Source organism: Streptomyces sp. NPDC046759, assembly GCF_040645475.1.
Classification (GTDB): Bacteria; Actinomycetota; Actinomycetes; order Streptomycetales; family Streptomycetaceae; genus Streptomyces.
In genome coordinates, this window is record NZ_JBEYYJ010000027.1 from 45,886 (window position 1) to 70,220 (window position 24,335).

General features: G+C 72.2%; 20 protein-coding genes and 1 pseudogene. 7 read left to right on the forward strand and 14 right to left on the reverse strand.

Annotated elements, in window-relative coordinates; translation table 11 throughout:
• Positions 1-9 precede the first annotated feature (9 nt).
• The 9 genes and pseudogenes from ABZ919_RS30730 to ABZ919_RS30770 all read right to left on the reverse strand — a co-directional run bounded on the left by ABZ919_RS30730 (position 10) and on the right by ABZ919_RS30770 (position 13,787).
• The gene (locus tag ABZ919_RS30730) at positions 10-1,200 is read right to left on the reverse strand and encodes an acyl-CoA dehydrogenase (RefSeq protein ID WP_361253974.1); all 1,191 of its coding nucleotides are present in this window, start codon (positions 1,198-1,200) and stop codon (positions 10-12) included.
• 7 nt (positions 1,201-1,207) lie between these two features.
• A complete protein-coding gene (locus tag ABZ919_RS30735; protein WP_361253976.1) occupies positions 1,208-3,061 on the reverse strand; it encodes a biotin carboxylase N-terminal domain-containing protein in 1,854 nt (617 codons plus the stop codon).
• Positions 3,062-3,066: 5 nt separating this feature from the next.
• On the reverse strand, positions 3,067-4,665 hold the full coding sequence (locus ABZ919_RS30740) for a carboxyl transferase domain-containing protein (protein ID WP_361253978.1): 1,599 nt from the start codon (positions 4,663-4,665) through the stop codon (positions 3,067-3,069).
• A complete protein-coding gene (locus ABZ919_RS30745; RefSeq protein WP_361253980.1) occupies positions 4,662-6,338 on the reverse strand; it encodes an acyclic terpene utilization AtuA family protein in 1,677 nt (558 codons plus the stop codon). Before ABZ919_RS30745 ends, ABZ919_RS30740 begins: the two co-directional genes overlap by 4 nt.
• Positions 6,335-7,129, reverse strand: a complete 795-nt coding sequence (locus ABZ919_RS30750; RefSeq protein ID WP_361253982.1) for a TIGR03084 family metal-binding protein — start codon at positions 7,127-7,129, stop codon at positions 6,335-6,337. Before ABZ919_RS30750 ends, ABZ919_RS30745 begins: the two co-directional genes overlap by 4 nt.
• A gap of 122 nt (positions 7,130-7,251) precedes the next feature.
• Positions 7,252-8,964: an NAD-dependent malic enzyme gene (locus tag ABZ919_RS30755; protein WP_361253984.1), complete on the reverse strand. Its 1,713-nt coding sequence runs from the start codon at positions 8,962-8,964 to the stop codon at positions 7,252-7,254.
• A gap of 512 nt (positions 8,965-9,476) precedes the next feature.
• The gene (locus ABZ919_RS30760) at positions 9,477-10,409 is read right to left on the reverse strand and encodes an EamA family transporter (protein ID WP_361253986.1); all 933 of its coding nucleotides are present in this window, start codon (positions 10,407-10,409) and stop codon (positions 9,477-9,479) included.
• 134 nt (positions 10,410-10,543) lie between these two features.
• Positions 10,544-10,894, reverse strand: a pseudogene (locus tag ABZ919_RS30765) (ABC transporter ATP-binding protein); the annotation flags it as partial.
• A gap of 13 nt (positions 10,895-10,907) precedes the next feature.
• Positions 10,908-13,787: an FAD-binding and (Fe-S)-binding domain-containing protein gene (locus ABZ919_RS30770; RefSeq protein ID WP_361253988.1), complete on the reverse strand. Its 2,880-nt coding sequence runs from the start codon at positions 13,785-13,787 to the stop codon at positions 10,908-10,910.
• 156 nt (positions 13,788-13,943) lie between these two features.
• Here ABZ919_RS30770 and serC point away from each other — a divergent pair, with 156 nt between their 5' ends.
• Complete coding sequence (serC, locus tag ABZ919_RS30775) at positions 13,944-15,062, forward strand: phosphoserine transaminase (RefSeq protein ID WP_361253990.1); 1,119 nt, start codon at positions 13,944-13,946, stop codon at positions 15,060-15,062.
• 63 nt (positions 15,063-15,125) lie between these two features.
• On the opposite strand, the gene ABZ919_RS30780 is transcribed toward serC, so the two are convergent.
• Positions 15,126-16,103, reverse strand: coding sequence for a WD40 repeat domain-containing protein (locus ABZ919_RS30780; protein WP_361253992.1), 978 nt, complete (start codon positions 16,101-16,103; stop codon positions 15,126-15,128).
• 88 nt (positions 16,104-16,191) lie between these two features.
• Between ABZ919_RS30780 and ABZ919_RS30785 the strand changes: the two genes are divergently transcribed.
• The 3 genes from ABZ919_RS30785 to ABZ919_RS30795 all read left to right on the forward strand — a co-directional run bounded on the left by ABZ919_RS30785 (position 16,192) and on the right by ABZ919_RS30795 (position 18,597).
• On the forward strand, positions 16,192-16,875 hold the full coding sequence (locus ABZ919_RS30785) for a GDSL-type esterase/lipase family protein (protein ID WP_361253994.1): 684 nt from the start codon (positions 16,192-16,194) through the stop codon (positions 16,873-16,875).
• Positions 16,876-16,963: 88 nt separating this feature from the next.
• Positions 16,964-17,605 carry a Uma2 family endonuclease gene (locus tag ABZ919_RS30790; RefSeq protein WP_361253996.1) on the forward strand — a complete coding sequence of 214 codons (642 nt, stop codon included), beginning with the start codon at positions 16,964-16,966 and terminating at the stop codon, positions 17,603-17,605.
• On the forward strand, positions 17,602-18,597 hold the full coding sequence (locus ABZ919_RS30795; RefSeq protein WP_361253998.1) for an aldo/keto reductase: 996 nt from the start codon (positions 17,602-17,604) through the stop codon (positions 18,595-18,597). The genes ABZ919_RS30790 and ABZ919_RS30795 overlap by 4 nt, the downstream gene beginning before the upstream one ends.
• A gap of 217 nt (positions 18,598-18,814) precedes the next feature.
• On the opposite strand, the gene thpR is transcribed toward ABZ919_RS30795, so the two are convergent.
• Positions 18,815-19,396: an RNA 2',3'-cyclic phosphodiesterase gene (gene thpR, locus ABZ919_RS30800; RefSeq protein ID WP_361254000.1), complete on the reverse strand. Its 582-nt coding sequence runs from the start codon at positions 19,394-19,396 to the stop codon at positions 18,815-18,817.
• Between the two features lie 39 nt (positions 19,397-19,435).
• Here thpR and ABZ919_RS30805 point away from each other — a divergent pair, with 39 nt between their 5' ends.
• Entirely contained in the window at positions 19,436-19,960 is a 525-nt protein-coding gene (locus tag ABZ919_RS30805) for a GNAT family N-acetyltransferase (RefSeq protein WP_361254002.1), read from the forward strand.
• A gap of 255 nt (positions 19,961-20,215) precedes the next feature.
• Here ABZ919_RS30805 and ABZ919_RS30810 read toward each other — a convergent pair whose 3' ends face one another.
• A complete protein-coding gene (locus ABZ919_RS30810; protein WP_361254004.1) occupies positions 20,216-21,565 on the reverse strand; it encodes an MFS transporter in 1,350 nt (449 codons plus the stop codon).
• Positions 21,566-21,591: 26 nt separating this feature from the next.
• Positions 21,592-22,029, reverse strand: a complete 438-nt coding sequence (locus tag ABZ919_RS30815; protein ID WP_361254006.1) for a MarR family transcriptional regulator — start codon at positions 22,027-22,029, stop codon at positions 21,592-21,594.
• A 155-nt stretch (positions 22,030-22,184) separates the two neighbouring features.
• On the opposite strand from ABZ919_RS30815, the gene ABZ919_RS30820 reads away from it, so the two are divergent.
• On the forward strand, positions 22,185-22,367 hold the full coding sequence (locus tag ABZ919_RS30820; RefSeq protein ID WP_361254008.1) for a ribbon-helix-helix protein, CopG family: 183 nt from the start codon (positions 22,185-22,187) through the stop codon (positions 22,365-22,367).
• Positions 22,368-22,383: 16 nt separating this feature from the next.
• On the opposite strand, the gene ABZ919_RS30825 is transcribed toward ABZ919_RS30820, so the two are convergent.
• Positions 22,384-23,835, reverse strand: coding sequence for an NCS2 family permease (locus ABZ919_RS30825; RefSeq protein WP_361254010.1), 1,452 nt, complete (start codon positions 23,833-23,835; stop codon positions 22,384-22,386).
• A gap of 181 nt (positions 23,836-24,016) precedes the next feature.
• On the opposite strand from ABZ919_RS30825, the gene ABZ919_RS30830 reads away from it, so the two are divergent.
• Positions 24,017-24,283 (forward strand): DUF2530 domain-containing protein, encoded by a 267-nt coding sequence (locus ABZ919_RS30830; protein ID WP_361254012.1) that lies wholly within the window; start codon positions 24,017-24,019, stop codon positions 24,281-24,283.
• Positions 24,284-24,335 lie beyond the last annotated feature (52 nt).

The following is a 24,335-nucleotide window of genomic DNA, read 5'->3' on the forward strand; positions in this document are numbered from 1 at the left end:
CGCGGTCGCCTAGTAGGACTTCGGCAGGCCCAGGGTCTGGTGGGAGACGTAGTTGAGAATCATCTCCCGGCTCACCGGAGCAATACGAGCCACGCGCGCGGCCGTTATCAACGAGGCGAGCCCGAACTCGCGGGTGAGCCCGTTGCCGCCGAGGGTGTGCACGGCCTGGTCGACGGCCTTCACGCAGGCCTCCCCGGCCGCGTACTTGGCCATGTTGGCGGCCTCGCCCGCGCCGATGTCGTCGCCGGCGTCGTAGAGGTGGGCCGCCTTCTGCATCATCAGCCGGGCCAGCTCCAGGTCGATGTGCGCCTGCGCCAGCGGGTGGGCGATGGCCTGGTGGGCGCCGATGGGGGTCTTCCAGACGGTGCGGTCGCGGGCGTACTCGATCGCCTTGGCGAGCGCGTACCGGCCCATCCCGATGGCGAAGGCGGCGGTCATGATGCGCTCGGGATTGAGTCCGGCGAACAGCTGCAGCAGGCCGGCGTCCTCTCCCCCACTGCCGAAAGCGTGGGAGGTGCCCCCGCCGACGAGCGCGTCGGCGGGCAGCCGTACGTCGTCCAGGACCAGCTCGAACTGCTTCTCGGCGGCGTTGAGCTCCATGTCGATCGGCCGCTTCTGGAAGCCCTCGGCGTCCGTCGGGACGATGAACAGGCAGGGCTTGAGGCGTCCGGTGCGGGCGTCCTCGGTGCGGCCGACGATCAGGACGGCGTCCGCGATGTCGACACCCGAGATGAACACCTTGCGGCCGGTGAGCAGCCAGTCGGTGCCGTCACGGCGGGCGGTGGTGGTGATGCGGTGGCTGTTGGAGCCGGCGTCGGGTTCGGTGATGCCGAAGGCCATGAGGCGGGTCCCGTCGGCGATCCCGGGGAGCCAGGCCTGCTTCTGGGCCTCGGTGCCGAAGCGGGAGATCACGGTTCCGCAGATGGCGGGGGAGACGACGAGCATGAGGAGGGGGGAGCCTGTCGCGCCCAGCTCCTCCAGGACTATGGACAGTTCGGCGATGCCGCCGCCTCCGCCGCCGTACGCCTCCGGCAGGCTGACGCCGAGGTAGCCGAGCTTGCCGGCTTCGGACCAGAGTTCGGCGGGGGGCTTGCCTTCGGCGACGGCCTGGACGAGATAGTCGCGGCCGTAGCGCCTGCCGAGGGCGGCCACCGCCGAGCGGAGGGCTTGGTGCTCTTCGGTTTCGATGACGGGAGACATGGGGCTCCTAAGAAGAGGTTTCCTGCACTACGGCGAGCAACATCCCCGGTTCCACCTGCTGGCCGGTCCTGGCGTGCAGCGCGGTCAGCGTTCCCGCGACCGGCGCCGAGATCTGGTGCTGCATCTTCATCGCCTCCAGCCAGATCAGCGGCCGGCCCGCCTCGACGGTCGCCCCTTCCGTGAGGCCGTCGGCGACCCGTACGACCGTTCCCGGCATCGGAGCCACCAGGGAACCCGGTGCGAGCTGGGCGGTGGGGTCGGGGAAGCGGGGCAGGGCGGTGAGGTGGGTGGAGTTGACGTACACCTCGTCGCCGTACCGCGCGACCTCGAACGTCCGCCGCACGCCGTCCACTTCGAGGACGACCCTGCGCGCGTCGGCGTGCACGACCCGCACCCCGTCCGCCGCCGGCCCGACCCGGGTGTGCCGGTAGCGGACCTCGTGCTCCTCGCCCGCCAGCTCGTACCGCTTGACCTGCGGCTGCGAGGGCAGGTTGCGCCAGCCGCCGAAGCGGGAGCGGCCGTGGGCGTCGGCGAGGGCGGCGGCCAGCGGGGCGTACGGGTCCGAAGCGGACTCGGTGAGGCCGGCGAGGTGGCGGTCGTAGAAGCCGGTGTCCATGCGGCCGCTCGTGAACTCCGGATGCCGCAGCGAGCGCACCAGCAGGTCCCGGTTGGTGACCGGGCCGTGGAGCTCCGCCCGCTCCAGCGCGCCCGCGAGCCTGCGGATCGCCTCCGCGCGGGTGGGCGCGTGGGCGACGACCTTGGCGAGCATGGGGTCGTAGTGGACGCCGATGGTGTCGCCCCCGCCGTATCCGGTGTCGAGGCGGACGCCGGAGGGTACGGCGAGGCGGTGCAGGGCGCCGGTCTGCGGGGCCCAGTCGCGGGCGGGGTCCTCGGCGTACAGGCGGGCCTCGATCGCGTGGCCACGCGCGCGTGGCGGGTCCTTCGCCAGGGCGTGGCCCTCCGCGACGCGGATCTGCTCGGCGACCAGGTCGACGCCGAACACCTCCTCCGTCACGGGGTGTTCGACCTGGAGGCGGGTGTTCATCTCCAGGAAGTGCGCGCGGCCGTCGGCGACCAGGAACTCGACGGTGCCGGCGCCGACGTAGGAGACGGCGCGCGCGGCGCGTACGGCCAGCGCGTACAGCTCCCCCGTGAGCCGCTCGGAGAGCCCGGGCGCCGGGGCCTCCTCGACGACCTTCTGGTGGCGGCGCTGGAGGGAGCAGTCCCGGGTGCCGAGCGGCCAGACCGTGCCGTGGGTGTCGGCGAGGACCTGCACCTCGACGTGCCGGCCGTGCTCCAGGTACGGCTCGACGAAGACCTCGCCGTCGCCGAAGGCGCTCGCGGCCTCGGCGCGTGCGGCCTGCAGTGCGGCGCTCAGCTCCTCCAGGCGGCGCACGATCCGCATTCCGCGGCCGCCGCCGCCGGCGGCCGCCTTCACCAGCACCGGCAGGTCTGCCTCCGTGACCTCGGCCGCGGCGAGGGGCGCGATCCCCATCAGTTCCTTGGCGCGTGTCTTGGACGCCATCGCCTCGATGGCCTCGGGGGACGGGCCGATCCAGGTCAGGCCGGCGTCGAGGACGGCACGGGCGAAGCCGGGGTTCTCGGAGAGGAAGCCGTAGCCGGGGTGCACGGCGTCCGCGCCGGCGGACAGGGCCGCCTTCACGATCAGTTCGCCGCGCAGATACGTCTCGGCGGGTGCCGCCCCCGGCAGTCGTACCGCCGTGTCGGCCACGCGCGCGTGGAGCACGTTCTCGTCGGCGTCCGAGTGCACGGCGACCGTGCGGATCCCCAACTCACCGCAGGTGCGGAAGATCCGGCAGGCGATCTCGCCCCGGTTGGCGACCAACAGAGTCTGGATCATGGACCTCACATCCGGAAGACGCCGAAGCCGCCACGCGCGCCCTCGTAGGGCGCGGTGTGCAGGGCGGACAGGCACAGGCCGAGGACGGTGCGGGTGTCGCGCGGGTCGATGACGCCGTCGTCGTACAGCCGCCCGGACAGGAACATCGGCAGCGATTCGGACTCGATCTGCTGCTCCACCATCGCGCGCAGGGCGGCGTCGGCGTCCTCGTCGTACGGCTGCCCCTTCGCCGCCGCCGACTGCCGGGCGACGATCGACAGCACACCGGCGAGCTGTTGCGGGCCCATGACGGCCGACTTGGCACTGGGCCAGGCGAAGAGGAAGCGCGGGTCGTACGCCCGCCCGCACATGCCGTAGTGCCCGGCGCCGTACGACGCGCCCATGAGAACGGACAGGTGCGGGACGCGGCTGTTGCTGACCGCGTTGATCATCATCGCGCCGTGCTTGATGATCCCGCCCTGCTCGTACTCCTTGCCGACCATGTAGCCGGTGGTGTTGTGCAGGAACAGCAGCGGGATGTCGCGCTGGTTGGCGAGCTGGATGAACTGGGCGGCCTTCTGCGACTCCGCGCTGAACAGGACGCCCTGGGCGTTGGCGAGGATCCCCACCGGGTATCCGTGCAGGGCGGCCCAGCCGGTCACGAGGCTGGTGCCGTACAGCGGCTTGAACTCGTCGAAGTCGGAGGCGTCGACGATCCGGGCGACGACCTCGCGCGGGTCGAAGGGGGTCTTCAGGTCGCCGGGAACGATTCCCAGCAGCTCCTCCGGGTCGTACTTCGGCGGCTCGGCGGGGCCGGGGTCCGGGTACGCCTTGCGGTGGTTGAGCCGGGCCACCACCCTGCGCGCCTGCCGCAGCGCGTCCGGCTCGTCGACGGCGAAGTAGTCGGCGAGGCCCGACACGCGCGCGTGCATCTCCGCGCCGCCCAGGGACTCGTCGTCGCTCTCCTCGCCGGTGGCCATCTTCACCAGCGGCGGACCGCCGAGGAAGACCTTCGCCCGCTCCTTGACCATGATCACGTGGTCGGACATGCCCGGGACGTAGGCGCCGCCGGCGGTGGAGTTGCCGAAGACGACCGCGACGGTCGGGATGCCGGCGGCGGACAACCGGGTCAGGTCCCGGAAGATGGCGCCGCCCGGGATGAAGATCTCCTTCTGGGAGGGCAGATCGGCCCCGCCCGACTCCACCAGGCTGATGCAGGGCAGCCGGTTGGCGAGGGCGATGTCGTTGGCGCGCAGGGCCTTCTTCAGGCTCCACGGGTTGCTCGCACCACCACGCACGGTCGGGTCGTTGGCGGTGATCAGGCACTCCACGCCCGCGACGACCCCGATGCCGGTGACGAGCGAGGCGCCGACGGTGTGGTCGCTGCCCCAAGCGGCGAGCGGGGACAGCTCCAGGAAGGGCGTGTCCGGGTCGAGCAGCAGCTCGATGCGCTCACGGGCGAGCAGTTTGCCCCGCTCGCGGTGCCGCTGGACGTACTTCTCGCCCCCGCCCGCGAGCGCCTTGGCGTGCTCGGCCTCGAGAGCGGCTAGCTTGGCGAGCATGGCCTCGCGGTTGGCCCGGTGGTCGGGGCCGCCGGGGTCCACGGCCGAGGTCAGGGTGGTCACAGCAGGGCCTCCGGGATGTCCAGGTGGCGGGAGCGCAGCCATTCGCCGAGGGCCTTGGCCTGCGGGTCGAAGCGGGCCTGCGCGGCGACGCCCGCGCCGAGGATGCCCTCGACCACGAAGTTGACCGCGCGGAGGTTCGGCAGCACATGCCGGGTGACGGGCAGGTCCCCGCTCTCCGGGATCAGCTGCCGGAACCTTTCGGCGGTCAGCTCGTGCGCGAGCCACCGCCAGGCCTCGTCGGTGCGGACCCAGACGCCGACGTTGGCGCTGCCGCCCTTGTCCCCGCTGCGCGCCCCGGCGATCAGGCCGAGGGGGGCGCGCCGGGTCGGGCCGGCGGGCAGGGGCTCGGGCAGGGGCGGCGGCGGTACGTCGTCCAGGGGCCGGGTGTCCTGGGGCGGGGGCACAGGGACGCGGCGTCCGTCGTCGAGTACGGCCATGTGGTCGACGGCACCATGGGGTACGGCCACAGCCTCGAAGACCCCGTAGGGAGCGCCCTTCCCCGGTGGGGACAGCACATGGAAGCCCGGGTAACTGGCCAGCGCCAGCTCCACGGCGGCCCCGGTCAGCGCCCGTCCGACGAGCCGCTCGTCCGGATCCCGTACGACGAGCCGCAGCAGGGCGCTCGCCGTCTCCTCGGTGTCGGCGTCCGCCCGGTCGGTGCGCACGAGCTCCCAACGGATCTCGGCCGGAGCCGGCTCGGCGAGCGCGTCGGAGAGCTGCTCGCGCACCAGGCCGGCCTTGGCCTCGATGTCGAGCCCGGTGAGGACGAAGACGACCTCGTTGCGGAAGCCGCCGAGCCGGTTGAGCCCGGCCTTCAGCGTCGGCGGCGGCGCCTCCCCGCGCACCCCCTCGATCCGCACCCGGTCCGGCCCGTCCTGGCTCAGCCGTACGGTGTCCAGCCGGGCGGTGACATCGGGCCCGGCGTACCGGCCGCCACCGGTCTCGTACAGCAGCTGGGCGGTGACCGTGCCGACGTCGACCAGGCCGCCGGTGCCGGGGTGCTTGGTGACGACGCTGCTGCCGTCGGCGTGGATCTCGGCGAGCGGGAAGCCGGGCCGGCGTACGTCCCCCTCCCGGAAGAACGCGTAGTTCCCGCCGGTGGCCTGCGTCCCGCACTCCAGCACATGGCCGGCGACGACGGCCCCCGCGAGCCGGTCGTGGTCCTCGGGGCCCCAGCCGAAGTGGGCGGCGGCCGGCCCGGTGACCAGGGCGGCGTCGGTCACCCGCCCGGTGACGACGATGTCCGCGCCGGCCCGCAGGCACGCGGCGATGCCGAAGCCGCCGAGGTAGGCGTGGGCGGCGAGGGCGCCGGGGTGCGCGGCGGTGAGGTCGTCGCCCTCGACGTGGGCGACGCGGACGGGGACACCGAGCCGTTCCGCCACCCGCCGTACGGCACCGGCGAGTCCGGCCGGGTTGAGGCCGCCCGCGTTGGTGACGATCTTGACCCCGCGTTCGTGGGCGGTGGCGAGGCAGTCCTCCAGCTGGCGCAGGAAGGTACGGGCGTAACCGGCGCCGGGGTCCTTCAGCCGGTCGCGGGCGAGGATCAGCATGGTGAGTTCGGCCAGGTAGTCGCCGGTGAGGACGTCGACCTCGCCGCCGGTGAGCATCTCGCGCAGGGCGTCGAACCGGTCGCCGTAGAAGCCGGAGAAGTTGCCGATGCGCAGCGGGTTCACCGCTCGGCCCCCTTCGGCGGGCGGCCGCTGCCGGGCGGGCCCGCGAAGGCCTGCGCGATGTCCAGCCAGCGGTCGGCGTCCGGGCCGACGGCGGTCAGGGCGAGGTCGGCCCGGTGGGCGCGCTGGGTGACGAGGAGGCAGAAGTCCAGGGCGGGTCCGGTGACCCGCTGGGGGGCGTCTTCGGGGCCGTACACCCACAACGCGCCCGAAGGAGCCGTCAGTTCCACCCGGAACTCCTCGCCGGGCGGCGTGAGGCCGTGGACGGTGCAGGCGAAGTCGCGCGTCCGCACCCCGAGTCGCGCCACGTGCCGGATCCGGTCGGTGGGCGGGCGCACCACGCCCAGGGCGTCGGCGATGTCCAGGCCGTGCGCCCAGGTCTCCATGAGGCGGGCGGTGGCCATGGAGGCGGCCGACATGGGCGGCCCGTACCAGGGGAAACGGGCGCCCGGTGGCGCGCTGCGCAATGCCCGGCCGAGGGCTTCGCGCCCCGTGCGCCAGCTCCGCAGCAGCTCGGCGGGCGCGAGCCGGGCGCCGTCGTCGGCGCCCTCGTCGACGAACGAGCCGGGGGCGGCGAGCGCCTTCTCGACCAGCGCGGCGAAGGCGTCGGCATCGGTGACGGCCAGCAGGGCCGAGCGGTCGGTCCAGGCGAGGTGGGCGATCTGGTGGGCGAGGGTCCAGCCGGGCGCGGGTGTGGCGAGCGTCCACTGCGCGGGGCTCAAGTCGGCGACCAGCTGGTCGAGTTCGTCGCTCTCGGCGCGCAGGTCGTCGATGACGGGCGTCGGGTCGGCCATGGGGCGAGCATGGCAGCGGCCCAAGAAACAATCAAGCATGCTTGCATGATTTGTTGCCGGCCGGGCCGGCGACGTTCGACGGGGGACGGTCCGGCCCCTGTCCCGTGGCTCGTTCCGGCCGGTCAGACCGCTTCCACCGGTGGGTACACCGGCTCCCAGCGCGCCGCCCGGACCGCCGCTCCGGCATCACCGACGTCGGACCGGGCGACGCCCTCCTCCACCGCCGTACGGACGACCGCCACGGCGACCGCTTCGGAGGTGCCGCGCAGGTCGCGGACGGGCGGGAGGACCGGGGCGTTCAGACGGGACACGTCCGAGTCGTCCGTCCGGCGCGCCACCGCGTCGGCCGCCGCGCGGAGCATGCGGTCGGTGATCCGGGAGGCCCGGGCGACGATCGCGCCGAGGCCGAGACCCGGGAAGACCAGGGCGTTGTTGGCCTGGCCGATCTCGTACGTCGCCCCGTCCCGCTCGACCGGGCCGAAAGGGCTGCCGGTGGCGACCAGCGCCTTGCCGTCGGTCCAGTCGAGCAGGTCGGCGGGGGTGGCCTCGGCGAGGTCGGTGGGGTTGGACATCGGCAGGATGATCGGCCGCTCGGTGTGGGCGGCGAGCTCGCGGACGATCTCCTCGGTGAAGGCGCCGCTCTGGCCGGAGGTGCCGATGAGGACGGTCGGCCGGACCCGCCGGACCACCTCGTCGAGCGGAACTCCGGGCAGGCTGTCGTCGCGCCGCCAGTCGCCGGCCTCGTCCGCCGGGCGGGCGTAGGGCCGCTGGAAGTCGCGGAGGCTGTCGCCCTGGTCGTCGGTGAGGAGCCCGTAGCGGTCGACGCACCAGAACCGTGCGGTGGCCTCGGCCGCGGACAGGCCGTCGGCGACCAGGGCGTCCCGCAACTGGTCGGCGACGCCGATGCCGGCCGTACCGGCGCCGAAGACGACGATCCGGTGTTCGGGCAGCGGCACGCCGGCGGCGCGCGCACCCGACAGCACTGCGGCGAGGTTGACGGCGCCGGTGCCCTGGATGTCGTCGTTGAACGTGCACACCTGGTCGCGGTAACGGTCCAGGATCCGGCGGGCGTTGGCGGTGCCGAAGTCCTCCCAGTGCAGCAGGGCGTGGGGGAAGAGCCTGCTCGCGGTGGTGACGTAGGCGTCGATGAAGGCGTCGTAGGTGTCGCGGTCGACGCGGGGGTGCCGGTTGCCGAGGTAGAGGGGGTTGTCGAGGAGTTCCTGGCGATTGGTGCCGACGTCGAGCATGACCGGCAGGGTGCGGCGCGGGTCGATGCCGGCGGCGGCCGTGTAGACGGCGAGCTTGCCGACGGCGATGTCGATGCCGCCCACGCCCCAGTCGCCGATGCCGAGGATGCCCTCGCCGTCCGTGGCCACGATCAGGTCGACGTCGTCGGCGCCGAGACCGCCGGCGCGCAGGGAGCACTCGATGTCGCCGGGGGCGTCCACGGAGAGATAGACGCCGCGCGGGCGGCGGTACTCGTTGCTGTAACGGCGGATGGCCGTACCCACGGTCGGGGTGTAGACGATGGGCAGCATCTCCTCGAGGTGGTCGCCGACGAGCCGGTAGAAGAGCGCCTCGTTGCGGTCGTGCAGGCCGGCCAGATTGACGTTCTTGGCCAGGTCGCTGGGCTGTCCCCGGTACTGGCTGTACGCGCGCTCCACCTGCTCGTCCTGGGTGAGGACGTGCGGCGGGATCAGGCCGACCAGGTCCAGCGCCCGGCGCTCGGCCTCCGTGAACGCCGTGCCGCGGTTGATCCGGGGGTCGGCGAGGACGGCCCGGCCGCGGGCGGAGATCTTCAGCGTGCTGGGGGTGGTGGCGCGCGCGTCGGTCATGAGGTCCGCCTTTCCCGCCGGCAATGGCCCATTCAGGAGTCTGGCGGAGAACCGGGGCATCCGCAGGCGGAGACGCCGGGCGAGGGCCGGGAGCGCCATGGGGCCCCTCGGGTGACCGGACGCAGCGGGTGCTCGCGAGCGCACGGCCACCCGGCGACGACCAGCCGCGGCCGCGCCCCGGGGACACGCCCGTCGGACAGTACGGCCGGGGGGCGTGGGCGTCGCACCGGTCCGCGGCCGGGATCCAGCCGAGCCGTCCCCCGGCGCGGGTGCCCGTCGGCCGGGGGACGCAGCCGCGTGGCGGGCCGTTGGCCGGCGCCCGGGCGCCGCGGACCGCTGTGGGGGTACGGCCGCGCCGCGGGAGCCGGAGCCGCACGTACGGGCCCGGGGGCCGAGGCAGGCAAGCCGGAGCCGCCGACCGGGCGTGCGGGGATCCCCTCGGCCCTGCCGGGCACGTCCCGCCGTCGGCGACGGCCTCCCTTGCGGATCACCGCTGTGCCGCGATCGGTGCGTCAGGCCTCCGGGGCCCTCTCCACGCGGGCGCTGCCCCGGCCCACCTGGGTGCGGACCGCGCCGATGCTCGCCGCGATGACCAGGGCGATGGCGCCTGCCTCCGGGAGGGACAGGGACTGGCCGAGGATCAGGAAGCCGGCCGTGGCCGCGATCGCCGGTTCCAGGCTCATCAGGATCGCGAACGTGGAGGCGGGCAGCCGGCGCAGGGCCAGGAGTTCAAGGGTGTAGGGCAGGACGGAGGAGAGCAAGGCCACCGCCGAGCCGAGGGCGATGGTCATGGGGTCCAGGAGGCGGGATCCGGCCGCGACCATGCCGATGGGGAGGAAGAGCAGGGCCGCCACCGCCATGGCCAGGGCCAGGCCGTCGGCCTGGGGAAAGCGGCGGCCCGTACGGGCGCTGAAGAGAATGTAGACCGCCCACATGGCGCCGGCGCCCAGGGCGAAAGCGACACCTGTGGGGTCCAGATTGCTGAAGCCTCCGCCGCCCAGCAGGAAGACGCCCAGCAGGGCCAGGCCCGCCCACAGCGCGTTGATCGCGCGGCGGGAGGTCAGGACGGACAGGGCCAGGGGACCGAGGACTTCGAGGGTGACGGCCGGGCCGAGCGGGATGCGGGCCACCGCCTCGTAGAAGAGGCCGTTCATCGCGCCCATGGCGATGCCGAAGGCGGTCACCGTGCCCCAGTCGGCGCGCGAGTGGCCGCGCAGCCGGGGGCGGCAGACCACGAGGAGGACCACCGCCGCCGCGAGCAGCCGCAAGGTCACGACGCCCGGCGCGCCGGCCCGGGGCATCAGGGTCACCGCGAGGGCGCCGCCGAACTGGACCGAGATGCCGCCGGACAGGACCAGTCCGACCGGGCCGAGGGAGCCGAAGCGGCGCGGGCCTCGGGCGGGGGTGACCGGGGCATGCGTGGCAGTGCTGGAGGTGGCGGTCACGGGCGGTCCTGTGGCTTGATCGGGTTCGTTCATCGCGATGTACTACCAGGTCCAGAGTAATGGACTCCGACAGGGGCGTGAACCCTTTACGCAACTGTCCCACATGCTGACACCGGCCGCCGCCCGGTATCGGCTCATATGCCCGGCCAGGCCTCCTCATCACGGAAGAGGGGACGGCCGTCGGGCAGGTACGAGGACTCATGGCCGTAGGCCTCGTACCCGTGGCCGTAGCCATAGCCGTAGCCATCTCCGTATCCCGTTCCGTATCCCGTTCCGTGCGCCGGAGCCCCTGTCCGCTGTACCGGCGCCGGCGTCCGCCGGTCCTCCCACGGCGGCATGCGCAGCTCGCCCGTGTCCGTCACCGCGTTGTTCTGCGAGCCGTGCAACCTGGCGTAGGCACCGCCCCGGGCGAGAAGGTCCTCGTGGCGGCCGGTCTCCACGATGCGGCCCCGGTCCACGACGAGGATGCGGTCGGCGTCGGGGGCGTCGTACGGCCGGTCATTGAGTTCTCTTATGAACCGCTTCCCCGTCCAGCGCCTGGGCCAGCACCTCCGCCAGATGCCGGCCCCGCACGCCGGCCAGCTGCTCCAGCTGGGTGCGGCAGGAGAACCCGTCGGCCAGGATCACCGTGTCCGCGCAGGCCTGCCGCACCGCCGGCAGGAGCTGTTCCTCCGCGCAGGCCCTCGACACCTCGAAGTGCCCTTTCTCGAAGCCGAAGTTGCCCGCGAGTCCGCAGCAGCCGCCGCTCAGCTCGCCGGTCAGGCCCGCGGCCTCGCGCAGCCGGCGGTCGGGGGCCTCGCCGAGCACCGCGTGCTGGTGGCAGTGGGTCTGGCCGGCGACCGGGCGGTCCACGGCGGGCGGGGTCCAGTACGGGGCGTGCCGCTCCAGGGCTTCGGCGAACGTCACCACTGCGGAGGCGAGCCGCGCCGCCCGCGGGTCGTCGTGCAGCAGCTCGGGCAGGTCGGTGCGCAGGGCCGCCGCACAGCTCGGTTCCAGGACGACGACCGGGGCCCCGGCCCGCAGCACCGGTTCCATCAGGTCCAGCGTGCGGCGCAGCACCCTGCGGGCGTGGTCGAGCTGGCCGGTGGAGAGGTAGGTGAGGCCGCAGCAGACCCGGGAGCGGCGGGCGGTGAGCAGGGCGGTCGCCGACCTGGTCCTGCCGTCGCCGATCCCTCCCGAGCGCAGCAGCAGCGTCGGCGGCAGCGCCACCCGCAGACCGGCGGCCTCCAGCACCCGGACGGCGGCCCGGCCGACGGCCGGGGACAGATACTCGGTGAAGGTGTCCGGCCACAGCACGACCGACTCGCCCGTGTGCCGGGCCGGTTTCCGCCCGCGCCACCACCCCGAGAACGTCCGCGTCGCCAGCCGGGGAATCCCCCGCTCGGGCGCGATCCCGGCCAGCCGTGCGCCTATGCCGGCCAACGGCCGTACGGCGGCGAGGGCGTTGAGCAGCCGGGCCGTACGCGTGGCGGCCACCCAGCGCAGCCACTGCGGCAGCCGGCCCATGCTGAGGTGCGCGGCGGGGCGGCGCCGGCCGGCGTAGTGGTGGTGCAGGAACTCCGCCTTGTAGGTGGCCATGTCGACGCCGACCGGGCAGTCGGAGCGGCAGCCCTTGCAGGACAGGCACAGATCGAGGGCGTCGCGGACCTCCGTCGAACGCCAGCCGTCGGTGAGGAGTTCGCCGGCCAGCATCTCGTGCAGCAGCCGGGCCCGGCCGCGGGTGGAGTGCTCCTCCTCGCCGGTGGCCCGGAAGGACGGGCACATCACGGCGGGGCCGGCCGCCGTGGTCGTACGGCACTTGGCGACGCCGACGCAGCGGCGGACGGCCGCGCGGAAGTCGCCGCCGTCGGCCGGGTAGCCGAAGGCCACGTCGACGGGTCCCGTCGGCAGGACGGAGAAGCGGAGGCCGGCGTCGAGCGGGGCCGGGCGGACCAGCATGCCGGGGTTGAGCAGGTCGTCCGGGTCCCACACCGCCTTGGCCCGCTCGAAGAGCCGGACGGTCTCCGTGCCGTACATGCGCGGCAGCAGCTCCGCGCGGGCCTGCCCGTCGCCGTGCTCCCCGGACAGCGAGCCGCCGTGCACCACCACCAGGTCGGCCAGTTCCTCGGAGAAGCGGCGGAAGCGGCCGACGCCTGCCTCGGTGAGCAGGTCGAAGTCGATGCGGACATGGATGCAGCCGTCGCCGAAGTGGCCGTACGGCGTGCCGCGCAGTCCGTGCGCCGCCAGCAGCGCGCGGAAGTCCCGCAGATAGGCACCGAGCCGGGCGGGCGGCACCGCGCAGTCCTCCCAGCCGGGCCAGGCCTCACTGCCGTCGGGCATGCGGGTGGCCGTGCCGCTCGCGTCCTCGCGGATGCGCCACAGGGTCCGCTGGGCGGCCGCATCCGTCACGACCAGCGAGTCGAGCACGTCGGCGGCGCGGACGATCGCCTCGGCACGCGCGCGTGCCTCGGCCGCCGACTCACCGCCGGTCTCCACGAACAGCCAGGCACCTCCCCCGGGCAGCACGGCAGGCGCGCGCACCAGGTCGGCCGCCATGCCCTCGACCGTCAGCGGGCCGAGCGGCAGCAGCCCGGCGGCGGCCTCGGCCGCGGCGCTCTCGTCGCCGTACGCCAGCACGGCCAGGGCACGGGCGCGCGGGGCCTCCACCAGCCGTACGACCGCCTCGGTGAGGATGCCGAGGGTGCCCTCGGAACCGCAGAAGGAGCGGGCGACATCGGCGCCCTTCTCGGGCAGCAGCGCGTCCAGCGCGTACCCGGAGATCCGGCGGGGCAGATCCGGGAACCCCGTGCGCAGCCGGGCCAGTTCGCTCTGTGCCAGTGCGCGCAGCCCCTCGGGCGCGCCCGCCCAGCCCTGCCCGAGGCGCAGCCGGTCGCCACGCGCGGTGAGGACGGACAGCTCCCGCACGCTGTCCGCGGTCGTCCCCCAGGCCACCGAGTGCGCGCCGCAGGAATTGTTGCCGATCATCCCGCCGAGCGTGCACCGGCCGTGCGTGGACGGATCCGGGCCGAACCGCAGGCCGTGTGGGGCAGCGGCCTCCTGGAGCCGGTCCAGGACCAGCCCCGGCTGGACGACGGCCGTACGGGTGAGCGGGTCCAGCTCCAGCAGGCCGTCCATGTGCCGGGTGAAGTCCAGCACCACGCCCGTGCCGGTCGCCTGCCCGGCGATCGACGTGCCCCCGCCGCGCGCCACCACCGGCACCCCGCGCGCCCGGCAGACCTCCAGCGCGGCGGCCACGTCGTCGGCGTCCGCGGGGGCCACGACGCCCAGCGGGACACGCCGGTAGTTGGACGCGTCCATGGTGAACAGCGCCCGGGAGGTGGTGTCGAAGCCGACGTCGCCCCGGACGACCCTGCGCAGTTCGCCGGCAAGATCTGTCATGCGTCCAGGATGCATCCGCTCACGCTCAGTCACGGAGACTTTTCCACAGCCCCGCCCCTTTCGTCGTATCAATTCACAAGTCCACGCGTCGATGATCTCGTCTCATCGGACGGACACGGTTACGTCCGGTTTCGCCCACCGGATACCCTCCGAGTCGTGGCCGACATCCAGATCCCCGCTGACATCAAGCCCGCCGACGGACGTTTCGGCGCGGGCCCCTCCAAGGTGCGTACCGAGGCACTGGAGGCGCTCGCCGCCACCGGTTCGTCCCTCATGGGCACCTCCCACCGCCAGGCCCCCGTCAAGAACCTGGTGGGCCAGGTCCGCGAAGGCATCAGCTCCCTGTTCTCGCTGCCCGAGGGCTACGAGGTGATCCTCGGCAACGGCGGCTCGACCGCCTTCTGGGACATCGCCACCCACGGTCTGATCGAGAACAAGTCGCAGCACCTGAACTTCGGCGAGTTCTCCTCCAAGTTCGCCAAGGCCGCCAAGCTCGCCCCCTGGCTGGCCGAGCCGACGGTCATCGCCTCCGACCCCGGCACCCACCCGGAGCCGCAGGCCGAGGCGGGCGTCGACGTCTACGCCTTCACCCACAACGAGACCTCCACCGGTGTCGCCATGCCGATCAAGCGCGTGGCCGGCGCCGACGAGGGCGCGCTGGTCCTGGTGGACGCCACCTCCGGCGCGGGCGGCCTCCCGGTCGACGTCACCGAGACCGACGTCTACTACTTCGCGCCGCAGAAGTCCTTCGCCTCCGACGGCGGCCTGTGGATCGGCGTCTTCTCCCCGGCCGCGATCGAACGCGCCGAGCGCATCCACGCGAGCGGCCGCCACGTCCCGGAGTTCTTCTCCCTGCCCACCGCGATCGACAACTCCCGCAAGAACCAGACGTACAACACCCCGGCCCTCGCCACCCTCTTCCTGCTGAACGAGCAGCTGGAGTGGCTCAACGGCCAGGGCGGCCTCGCCTGGTCGACGGCGCGCACCAAGGACTCCTCGACCCGCCTGTACTCCTGGGCGGAGGAGTCCAAGTACGCCACCCCGTTCGTCGCCGACCCGGCCAAGCGTTCGCAGGTCATCGGCACGATCGACTTCTCCGACGAGATCGACGCGGCCGCCGTCGCCAAGGTGCTGCGCGCCAACGGCGTCGTCGACACCGAGCCGTACCGCAAGCTCGGCCGCAACCAGCTGCGCATCGCGATGTTCCCGGCGATCGACCCGGCGGACGTCGAGGCCCTGACGAAGTGCGTCGACCACGTCATCGAACGGCTCTGACCTCGCGCACGGACCGTTGAAGGGCGCCCGGTGCGACAGGCACCGGGCGCCCTCTCGTACGGTTCAGCTGCGGCGCCGCAGCCGCCGCAGCCCGAACAGGACCACCAGCCCGGCGGCCACCGCGGCGGCCCCGATCTTCAGAGCGCTGTCCCCGCCGGCGCCCGCGGCCGGGCTCCCGTTCGCCGACGGCGACTTGGCGGCGGGCCGGCCGGGCGCGTCCTTCGCCACGACCTCACTGTCCGCGCCCTCGCTGCTGTAGAGCAGTCTCGTTCCGTCGACCGAGTACGAGACGCCCTCCCCCTGCCCCTGCAGCGGCACGTCGAGCCGGCCCGCGCGCCTGATCCGGCCGCCGTTCCAGTCGTAGTAGATCCCGCCCAGGTAGCCGCGCACGGCGAGCTGTCGCCCGTCCGGCGAGAAGGCCGCGTCGGTGGCCCAGAGGTCGACGGGGGCGATCGGCCGGAAGATGTTCGTGCCGGAGGTGGACAGGGTCGCCGGCCCCTCGTACAGGTGCCCGCCGTCCTCCTTCTTGTCGATGATGTAGACCCGCCCGGTCTTCGGGTGGACGACCAGCGACTCGGCGTCGCGCGGCCCGTTCGCGTACTTCACGACGTACTGCGTGGCGGTGACCGTCTGGTCCTTCAGCTGCTTCGGCTCGGGCAGCCGGTAGATCCACACGTAGGGCCACTTGCCGCCGAGGTTGTCGCCGATGTCGCCCAGGTAGATCTCGTCGTGCGGCCCGATCGAGATGGCCTCGACGTCGCGCGGGGCCCCGATGCCGTGCAGGGTGATCCGGGCGACCGTCTTCCCGGTGCGGCTGTCCACGGCGTAGATGTACGGCCCGTCGCCGCTGTCGTTGTGCGTCCAGTAGACGCCGGGGTGGAGGTGGGAGGCGGCGAGCCCGCTGGACTCGGTGATGCGCGGGTCCTTGAAGGTGAACCCCTGGTCCCCGTCGGAGGCGGAGGCGGAGGCGGAGGCGGAGGCGGGCAGCGCGCAGGCCCCGGTGAGCAGCAACCCGGCGAGGACGGCGAACGATCGGCGCATGCCCCAAGCCTGCCATTGCCGCCGGGGGTTCGGCGGACGTGGTGGCCCTCACACTGCACCCGCGCGCGTGATCGTCCATGATGAGCGGATGCTCAGGTTCATGCCCGTAGGCGACTCCATGACGATCGGCAGCGCGGGCGAACACACCTGGCGTCACCGGCTGTGGCGGCACCTGTGCACGGCGTACGACGGCCCGTTCACCTTCGTCGGCCCGCGCGAGACGCTGTACGACAAGCTGGCCGACGCCCCCACCTCGCTCGCCTACGCCGACGCCGGCTTCCCCCGCGCCCACCTGGCCGGCTGGGGCGAGGGATGGCTGCACATGGCGCCGGTGATAGGCGAGACGGTGCGGCGGTACCGGGCGGACGTGCTGCTGGTCTCCCTGGGCCTGATCGACCTGGGTTTCTACACGAACGCCGAACAGACGGCGCAGAACGCGCGTGCGTTCATCGCGGGCGCCCGGGAGGCGAACCCGCGCATCCGCATGGTGCTGCTGCCGGTCATCCCCAACATCCGGGCCGAGGCGGACGCCCCCTTCGCCGCACAGGTGGACCTCTTCAACGTCCTGCTGGCGAAGTGCGTGGCCGACCTGGACGAGCCCCGCTCTACACTCCTGCTGGCTTCGCGGCCGGAGGGGTACGACATCCACACCGACACCTACGACGGCACGCACCCCAACGCGAGCGGGGAACACCGGATCGCGGCGGCCTTCGCGGGGGCGATGTGGGAGGCGTGGGGGGTCGGACAGGCGTACGTGGCGGGAACAGGTTGACCTGATTCCGGCGTGCCCCGGTCACCGTGCGTATCGTTGAACCGCGCGGCTGCACTCGTGCGTGGGGCAGCCGTGGAGGAGCGCCACGATGACCGTCCTTGAAGACAGGATCGAGATGGCCGAGGAGAGCGGCGAGCTGACTCTGGACGACCTGTTCGAGTCGCTCGAGCGGACCACCCCCGAGGGATACAAGGTCGACATCGTCGAGGGGGCCATCTTCATGTCGCCGCAGTGGGACACCCACTGGGAGATCATCGCCAACATCTACGACCAGTTGCGCACCAAGTACCCGCGCAGGCGCGTCAAGTCGGACGTCCGGATCGACTACCCGGGCCACCTCAACGGCTTCTGCTCCGACGTCACGCTCGTGACCGATGGTGCCGAGAAGACACCCAACGGCCTGTGGCAGTGCAAGGACGTCGAGTTCGTCGCGGAGGTCATCTCGAAGGGCACGGGACACAACGACTACGGCCCCAAGAAGACGGCCTACGCCACCGCCGAGGTGCCCGTCCACCTCGTCGCCGATCCCTACCAGGGCAAGTGCCACCTGTACAGCCAGCCGAAGGACGGCGAGTACCTCAGCGAACTGACGGTCGCCTTCGGAGCGGACGTCGACATGACCACGACCCCCCTCGGTCTCACCCTCAAGACCGACGAGTTCCCCGCGACTGACACCCCCCGAAAGCCCTTGCCTAGAGCGCACTTCAAGCCGTTGGCTGGGGAACCATGAAGTACACGCAGCTTGGACGCACGGGACTCAAGGTCAGTCGGCTCGTCCTCGGGACGATGAACTTCGGGCCGCAGACCGACGAAGCCGACAGCCACGCCATCATGGACGCGGCACTGGACACGGGCATCAACTTCTTCGACACCGCCAACGTGTACGGGTGGGGCGAGAACAAGGGCCGGACCGAGCGGATCATCGGCAACTGGTTCGCCAAGGGCGGCGAGCGCCGCGACAAGGTCGTCCTCGCCACCAAGGTCTACGGCAACATGGCCACCGACGGCCACGCCCCCTGGCCCAATCACGACAGGCTCTCCGCGCTGAACATCCGGCGCGCCGTGGACGCCAGCCTGAAGCGGCTGCAGACCGACTACATCGACCTCTACCAGTTCCACCACATCGACCGGAACACCCCGTTCGAGGAGATCTGGCAGGCCATCGACACCCTGGTCCAGCAGGGCAAGATCCTCTACGCGGGCTCCAGCAACTTCCCGGGCTACAAGATCGCCCAGGCCAACGAGATCGCCGCCCGCCGCGGCGGCACCATCGGCCTGGTCAGCGAGCAGTGCCTGTACAACCTCGCCGAGCGGCGCGCCGAGATGGAGGTCATCCCGGCCGCGCAGGACTACGGCCTCGGCGTCATCCCCTGGTCGCCGCTGCACGGAGGTCTGCTCGGCGGAATCATCAGGAAGGAGGTCCAGGGCGGCCGCCGCGCCACCGGCCGGGCCGCCGACACCCTCAAGGACCCCGCCGCCCGCGCCCAGGTCCAGGCGTACGAGGACCTGGTCGACAAGCACGGCCTGGAGCCGGGCGAGGTGGCCCTGGCCTGGCTGCTCACCCGCCCCGGCGTGACCGGCCCGATCGTCGGCCCGCGCACCGCCGAACAGCTGGAGTCGGCGATCCGGGCGGTCGGGCTGGAGCTGGGCGAGGAGCTGCTCGCCGGCCTGGACGAGGTCTTCCCCGGCCCCGGACCGTCGCCGGAGGCCTTCGCCTGGTGAGGGCGGCTCTCCTGACAGCTTCGTGAGGGGCGGCGCCCCGAAGGGACGCGGGGAACTGCACGACCGGCCACGACGGGTCCGCACCCGGCAGATCCGGCGCAGTTCCCCGCCGCTGTCCCGGCCACACCGCTATCGGACGGCCGCCGAAACAGCCACCACCACGAACATCAGCACAAGCACACCGGCCATGATCCGGTTTCGCGTCTTCGGGTCCACGTCATCGAGCGTAACCGGACCCGCCGAGCTGCCAGCGGGCGACCGCCTCGTACCGCGGCTGCTCCCCCGGCACCCCCGACCGGGGCAGGGTGCTGCGCACCAGCACCAGCTCGTCCACCGTCCAGGTGCTGCTGGTGAACCCGCGCAGCAGGTCGACGTACGGCCGTACGTCCACCGTGTCCCGGCTGCGCGCCACCGTCAGGTGGGCCTTGTAGCGCCGGTGCTCCCCCATCGGCACGCCCGCCTTCCGCGCCGCCGACTCGGCCCGGTCGGCCAGCAGCCGCATCGCCTCCACCTCGCCGTGGGCACCCGTCCACAGGGCCTTGCCGTGCCCGAACTGGCCGCCACCGGAGAGGGCCAGGGAGAAGGGGACCGTGCGGCGGGCCACGCGGTCCAGGCGGTCCGACAGGTCCGGTACGAGATCGTCGGTGACCTCGCCGTAGAAGGCGAGGGTGAAGTGCCAGCCCGGCCGGTTGGTCCAGCGCAGCCGGTCCGCACCGGGCAGCCGCTCCAACTCGGCGACTTCGGCGGCGAGTTCATCAACGACGTGCTCCGGGGGCAGCACCGCGGCGAAGAGTCTCATGCCTTCACCTTGGCAGACGCGGGCGGGCAGGATGGGCCCATGACGATCGCCATCCGAGAAGGCGTCCCGGACGACATCCCCGCGATGCTCGGCATGCTCGACAGCAGCGTGCAGTGGCTGGTCTCACAGGGGCGCACCGAGCAGTGGGGCACCCGGCCGCTGTCGGAGCACCGCGGCACGGTGAAGTCGGTCACCCGGTACATGGACGAGGGCACCACGTACATCGCCGAGATCGACGGCGTGCCGGCCGCCACCCTGACCCTCACGGACGCGCCCGGCGCCTGTCTGTCGCATCTGCCGTCCCCCGGCGAGCCCGAGCGGTACATCCACTGGCTCGCCTCCGACCGCCGCTTCGAGGGACGGGGTGCCGGCGCCGCCCTGCTCGCCCACGCGGCCGAGCAGACCCGGCGGGCCGGGGTCCGTCTGCTGCGGGTGGACTGCTACGCGGGCGGGGACGGCAGGCTGGTCGCCTACTACGAGGCCAACGGCTTCACCCCGACGGAGACCTACACCGCCGGCGAGCGCAACGACTGGCCGGGACAGGTGCTCGTCCGGCGGGTGTGACCGCCCGGCCAGCACCCCGAGTGTGGTCGGCGCATCGGCGCTCGCGCCCAGGGTGCCGAGCAGCCCGTGCCCCTCCTCCGCTTCCGGTCCTGCCGCTCCGCCCGGCCCGTGAGGTCCAGGACGAGGTCGCGCTCCTGGAAGCCGTGGCCGGCCTTGCACGGTGCGGCGACGGCCCCGGACGGCCCGGCGGCGGTGAGCGCGCCGACCGTGCCCGGGGTCAGCGCGCATCCGTACGGGCACCCGCCGTGGTGACTCCTACGCCGCCGCCGCCAGTTCCTCCCGCTCCCTCGGCACGAACCGGACCCGCGGGTGGCCGTGGTGCCAGCCGACCGCCAGACGCAGACCACCGATCCGCGCCAGGACCAGACCGATGGCGCCGGCCGCAGCGACCGACACGACGCCGCCGAGGGCGAAGCCGACCCGAGCGCCGTAGGTGTCGGTGATCCAGCCGACGACCGGCGCGCCCAGCGGCGTACCGCCCATGAAGACCATCATGAACAGCGCCATCACCCGGCCGCGCATGGCCGGGTCGGTGGCCATCTGCACGGCCGTGTTCGCCGTGACGTTGACCGTCAGGCCGCAGACCCCGATCGGGACCATGAGCAGCGCGAACAGCCAGTAGGAGGGGGCCAGGGCGGCCACCACCTCCAGCGCGCCGAAGGCCAGCGCGGCGGCGGTCAGGATGCGCAGCCGGGCCGTGCCGCGCCGGGCGGCCAGCAGGGCGCCGCACAGGGAGCCGACCGCCATGAGCGTGTTGAAGAGGCTGTAGGCGCCGGCGCCGGAGTGGAAGACGTCGTCCGCGTAGGCCGACAGCCACACCGGGAAGTTGAAGCCGAAGGTGCCGATGAAGCCGACGAGGACGATGGGCCAGATCAGCTCGGGCCGCTTGGCCACGTACTGGAGGCCCTCGCGCAGCTGGCCCTTGCCGCGCGGCGCGCGCCGGACGACGTGGAGCTCGCGGGCGCGCATCAGCAGCAGGCCGGTGATGGGCGCGGCGAAGGACAAGCCGTTGGCGAGGAACGCCCAGCCGGTGCCCACACCGGTGATCATCAGGCCGGCGACGGCGGGGCCGACCAGGCGGGCGGACTGGAAGTTCGCCGAGTTCAGGCTGACCGCGTTCTGCAGCTGGTCGGGGCCGACCATCTCGGAGACGAAGGACTGACGGGCCGGGTTGTCGACCACCGTGGCGAGGCCGACGGCGAAGGCGGCGACGTAGACGTGCCAGACCTGGACCTGGCCGGTGAGGGTCAGCGCGGCGAGCGCGAGGCCGCTGAGGGCCATCGAGGCCTGGGTGACCAGCAGCGTGCGACGCTTGGGCAGGCGGTCCACGAGAACGCCGCCGTAGAGGCCCAGCAGGAGCATCGGCAGGAACTGCAGGGCCGTCGTGATGCCCACGGCCGCGGAGGAGCCGGTGAGGCTGAGGACGAGCCAGTCCTGGGCGATGCGCTGCATCCAGGTGCCGGTGTTGGAGACGACCTGGCCGACGAAGAAGAGGCGGTAGTTCCGGACCTTCAGCGAGCTGAACATCGAGCCCTTGCGGGCGCCGGGGGTGGGGGTAGTGGTGGACGGTGCGGGGGCGGAAGCTGCTCCGGGTCCCGTACTCAAAAGGGTTCGCCTCCTACATCAGTGGCTTACAGGTGCGCGAGCTTCTCCAGCACGGGGGCGGCGGCGCGCAGCGCGGCCCACTCGTCCTCGTCGAGGCCCTCGATCAGGCCGGCCAGGAACGCGTTGCGCTTGCGGCGGCTCTCCTCGAGCATCGCCTCGGCCTGTTCGGTCTGGGTGACGACCTTCTGGCGCCGGTCCTCGGGGTGAGGCTCCAGCCGGACCAGCCCCTTGGCCTCGAGCAGCGCGACGATACGGGTCATCGACGGCGGCTGGACGTGCTCCTTGCGGGCGAGCTCGCCCGGGGTGGCCGAGCCGCAGCGGGAGAGGGTGCCGAGCACCGACATCTCGGTGGGGCTCAGCGACTCGTCGACCCGCTGGTGCTTGAGCCGACGGGACAACCGCATCACGGCGGAGCGGAGGGAGTTCACGGCGGCAGCGTCGTCGCCATGGGTGAGGTCCGGCATGTTCTTTAGGGTAACTCATTACTCTCCCTAAAGACCACCGCGACACGCGGGTCGTGCCCGTGACGCCCGCCACTGAACCCTTTGATCACCCGTATGAGTGAGCCGGTTCGGGAAAGTGACGCACCGGACGGCCGGATGTGGCGACCCTCGTACGCATGGGGACCAGTGTGCTCAGCCTGCGGATAGACGGGGAGCTGCTCGAAAGGCTCCGGCACCACGCGGCGAAAAGGGGAATGAGCGTGCAGGACTATGTGATCCGCACGCTCATTCGGGACGACTTCGACGAGCGGTTCCAGGCCGCCGTCGAGGAGACGGAGAAGTTCTACGGCGTCACGTGAAGCCGTGACGGGCCGGTCATGTCAGACCCAGGGCCGGCATCAGGTAGTAGAAGGCGAAGACCGCCGAGACGACGTACATCGCGGCCGGGATCTCCCGGAACCGGCCGGCGGCCAGGCGCAGCACCGTGAAGGTGATGAAGCCCATGCCGATGCCGTTGGTGATCGAGTAGGTGAACGGCATCATCAGCATCGTCACGAACGCCGGGATCGCGATGGTGTAGTCGGCCCAGTCGATCTCCTTGACGGAGTTCGACAGGATCAGGAAGCCGACCACGACCAGCGCCGGGGTCGCCGCCTGGGACGGGACCATCGTGGCGATCGGCGTGAGGAACAGCGCGACGGCGAAGAGGCCGCCCGTGACGACGTTGGCGAGGCCCGTGCGGGCACCCTCGCCGACACCGGCCGTGGACTCGACGAACGCGGTCGTGGCCGAGGAGGAGCTGGCACCGCCCGCCGCGACCGCGAGGCCGTCGATGAAGAGGACCCGGTTGATGCCCGGCATGTAGCCCTGGGCGTCGGTCAGCTTGGCCTCGTCACCGACGCCCATGATCGTGCCCATCGCGTCGAAGAAGCACGACAGCAGGACCGTGAAGACGAAGAGGACGCCGGTCAGCACACCGACCTTGGAGAACCCGCCGAACAGGCTGACCTGGCCGACCAGGCCGAAGTCGGGGCTGGAGACCGGGTTGCCCGGCCACTTCGGCACCGTCAGGCCCCAGGACGGGATCGTGATGACCGCATTGAGGACCACCGCGAGGACGGTCATGCCGACGATCGAGATCAGGATCGCGCCCGGCACCTTGCGGACGATCAGCGCGAAGGTCAGCAGCACGCCGAGGACGAAGACCAGCACCGGCCAGCCGTGCAGATGGCCGCCCATGCCCAGCTGGAGCGGGACGGTGGTCTGGGCGGCGTCCGGCATACGGGTGACGAAGCCGGAGTCGACCAGGCCGATCAGCATGATGAACAGGCCGATGCCGATCGAGATCGCCTTGCGCAGACCGAACGGCACGGCGTTCATCACACGCTCGCGCAGACCGGTGGCGACGAGGAGCATGACCACGACGCCCGCGAGGACGACCATGCCCATGGCGTCCGGCCAGGTCATCCGGGGCGCCAGCTGGAGCGCGACGACCGAGTTCACGCCGAGGCCGGCGGCGAGCGCGATCGGCACATTGCCGATGACACCCATGAGCAGGGTGGTGAAGGCGGCTGTCACGGCGGTCGCGGTCACCAGCTGACCGTTGTCCAGGTGATGCCCGTACATGTCCTTCGCGCTGCCGAGGATGATCGGATTCAGCACGATGATGTACGCCATCGCAAAGAAGGTGGCGAAGCCACCGCGGATCTCACGAGCGACGGAGCTGCCGCGCTCGGAGATCTTGAAGTAACGGTCGAGACCGCTCTGGGCGGTCGCGCCGCCCGGCTTTTCGGGGGTGGGGGCCTTGGCTGGTGCCGAGGTGGGCATGCGGGACTCCATCACCAACAGGTTTCCCCCGAGCACTGTTGGAGTTTCGTACGAACAGAAGTGGACACAGACAAACGGTTTCAGTATGAACGTATGAGTCGGAGATCGCTATCTCCGCGCGTAGAACCGCTCAGGACCTGACCGCCTCGGTCGCGATCCGATCGCCTCGTAAGCTGTGCGCATGGCCAAGTGGACTCCCCAGCACGAGGCGCCGGAGCCCCTGGAGGGGCCCGTGGTCGCCACCATCACCGGCGGCACGATCGTGTGGTTCGTGCTCTTCCTGGTCCAGCTGCCGTTCTACGGCTGGTTCCAGGAGCACCGCCATCTGTGGTGGCTGTGGACCTGCCTGGCCGGGGGTGGCCTGGGACTGATCGGCATCTGGTACGTCCGCAGGCGGGACGCGGCGATCAAGCGAGCGACCGCTCCAAAGGCGGCGCAGGCCGAGTAGGCCCGTCGGCGACCCGGGGCGCCCGGACGCTCCCTCCCGGACCGGTGGGCGG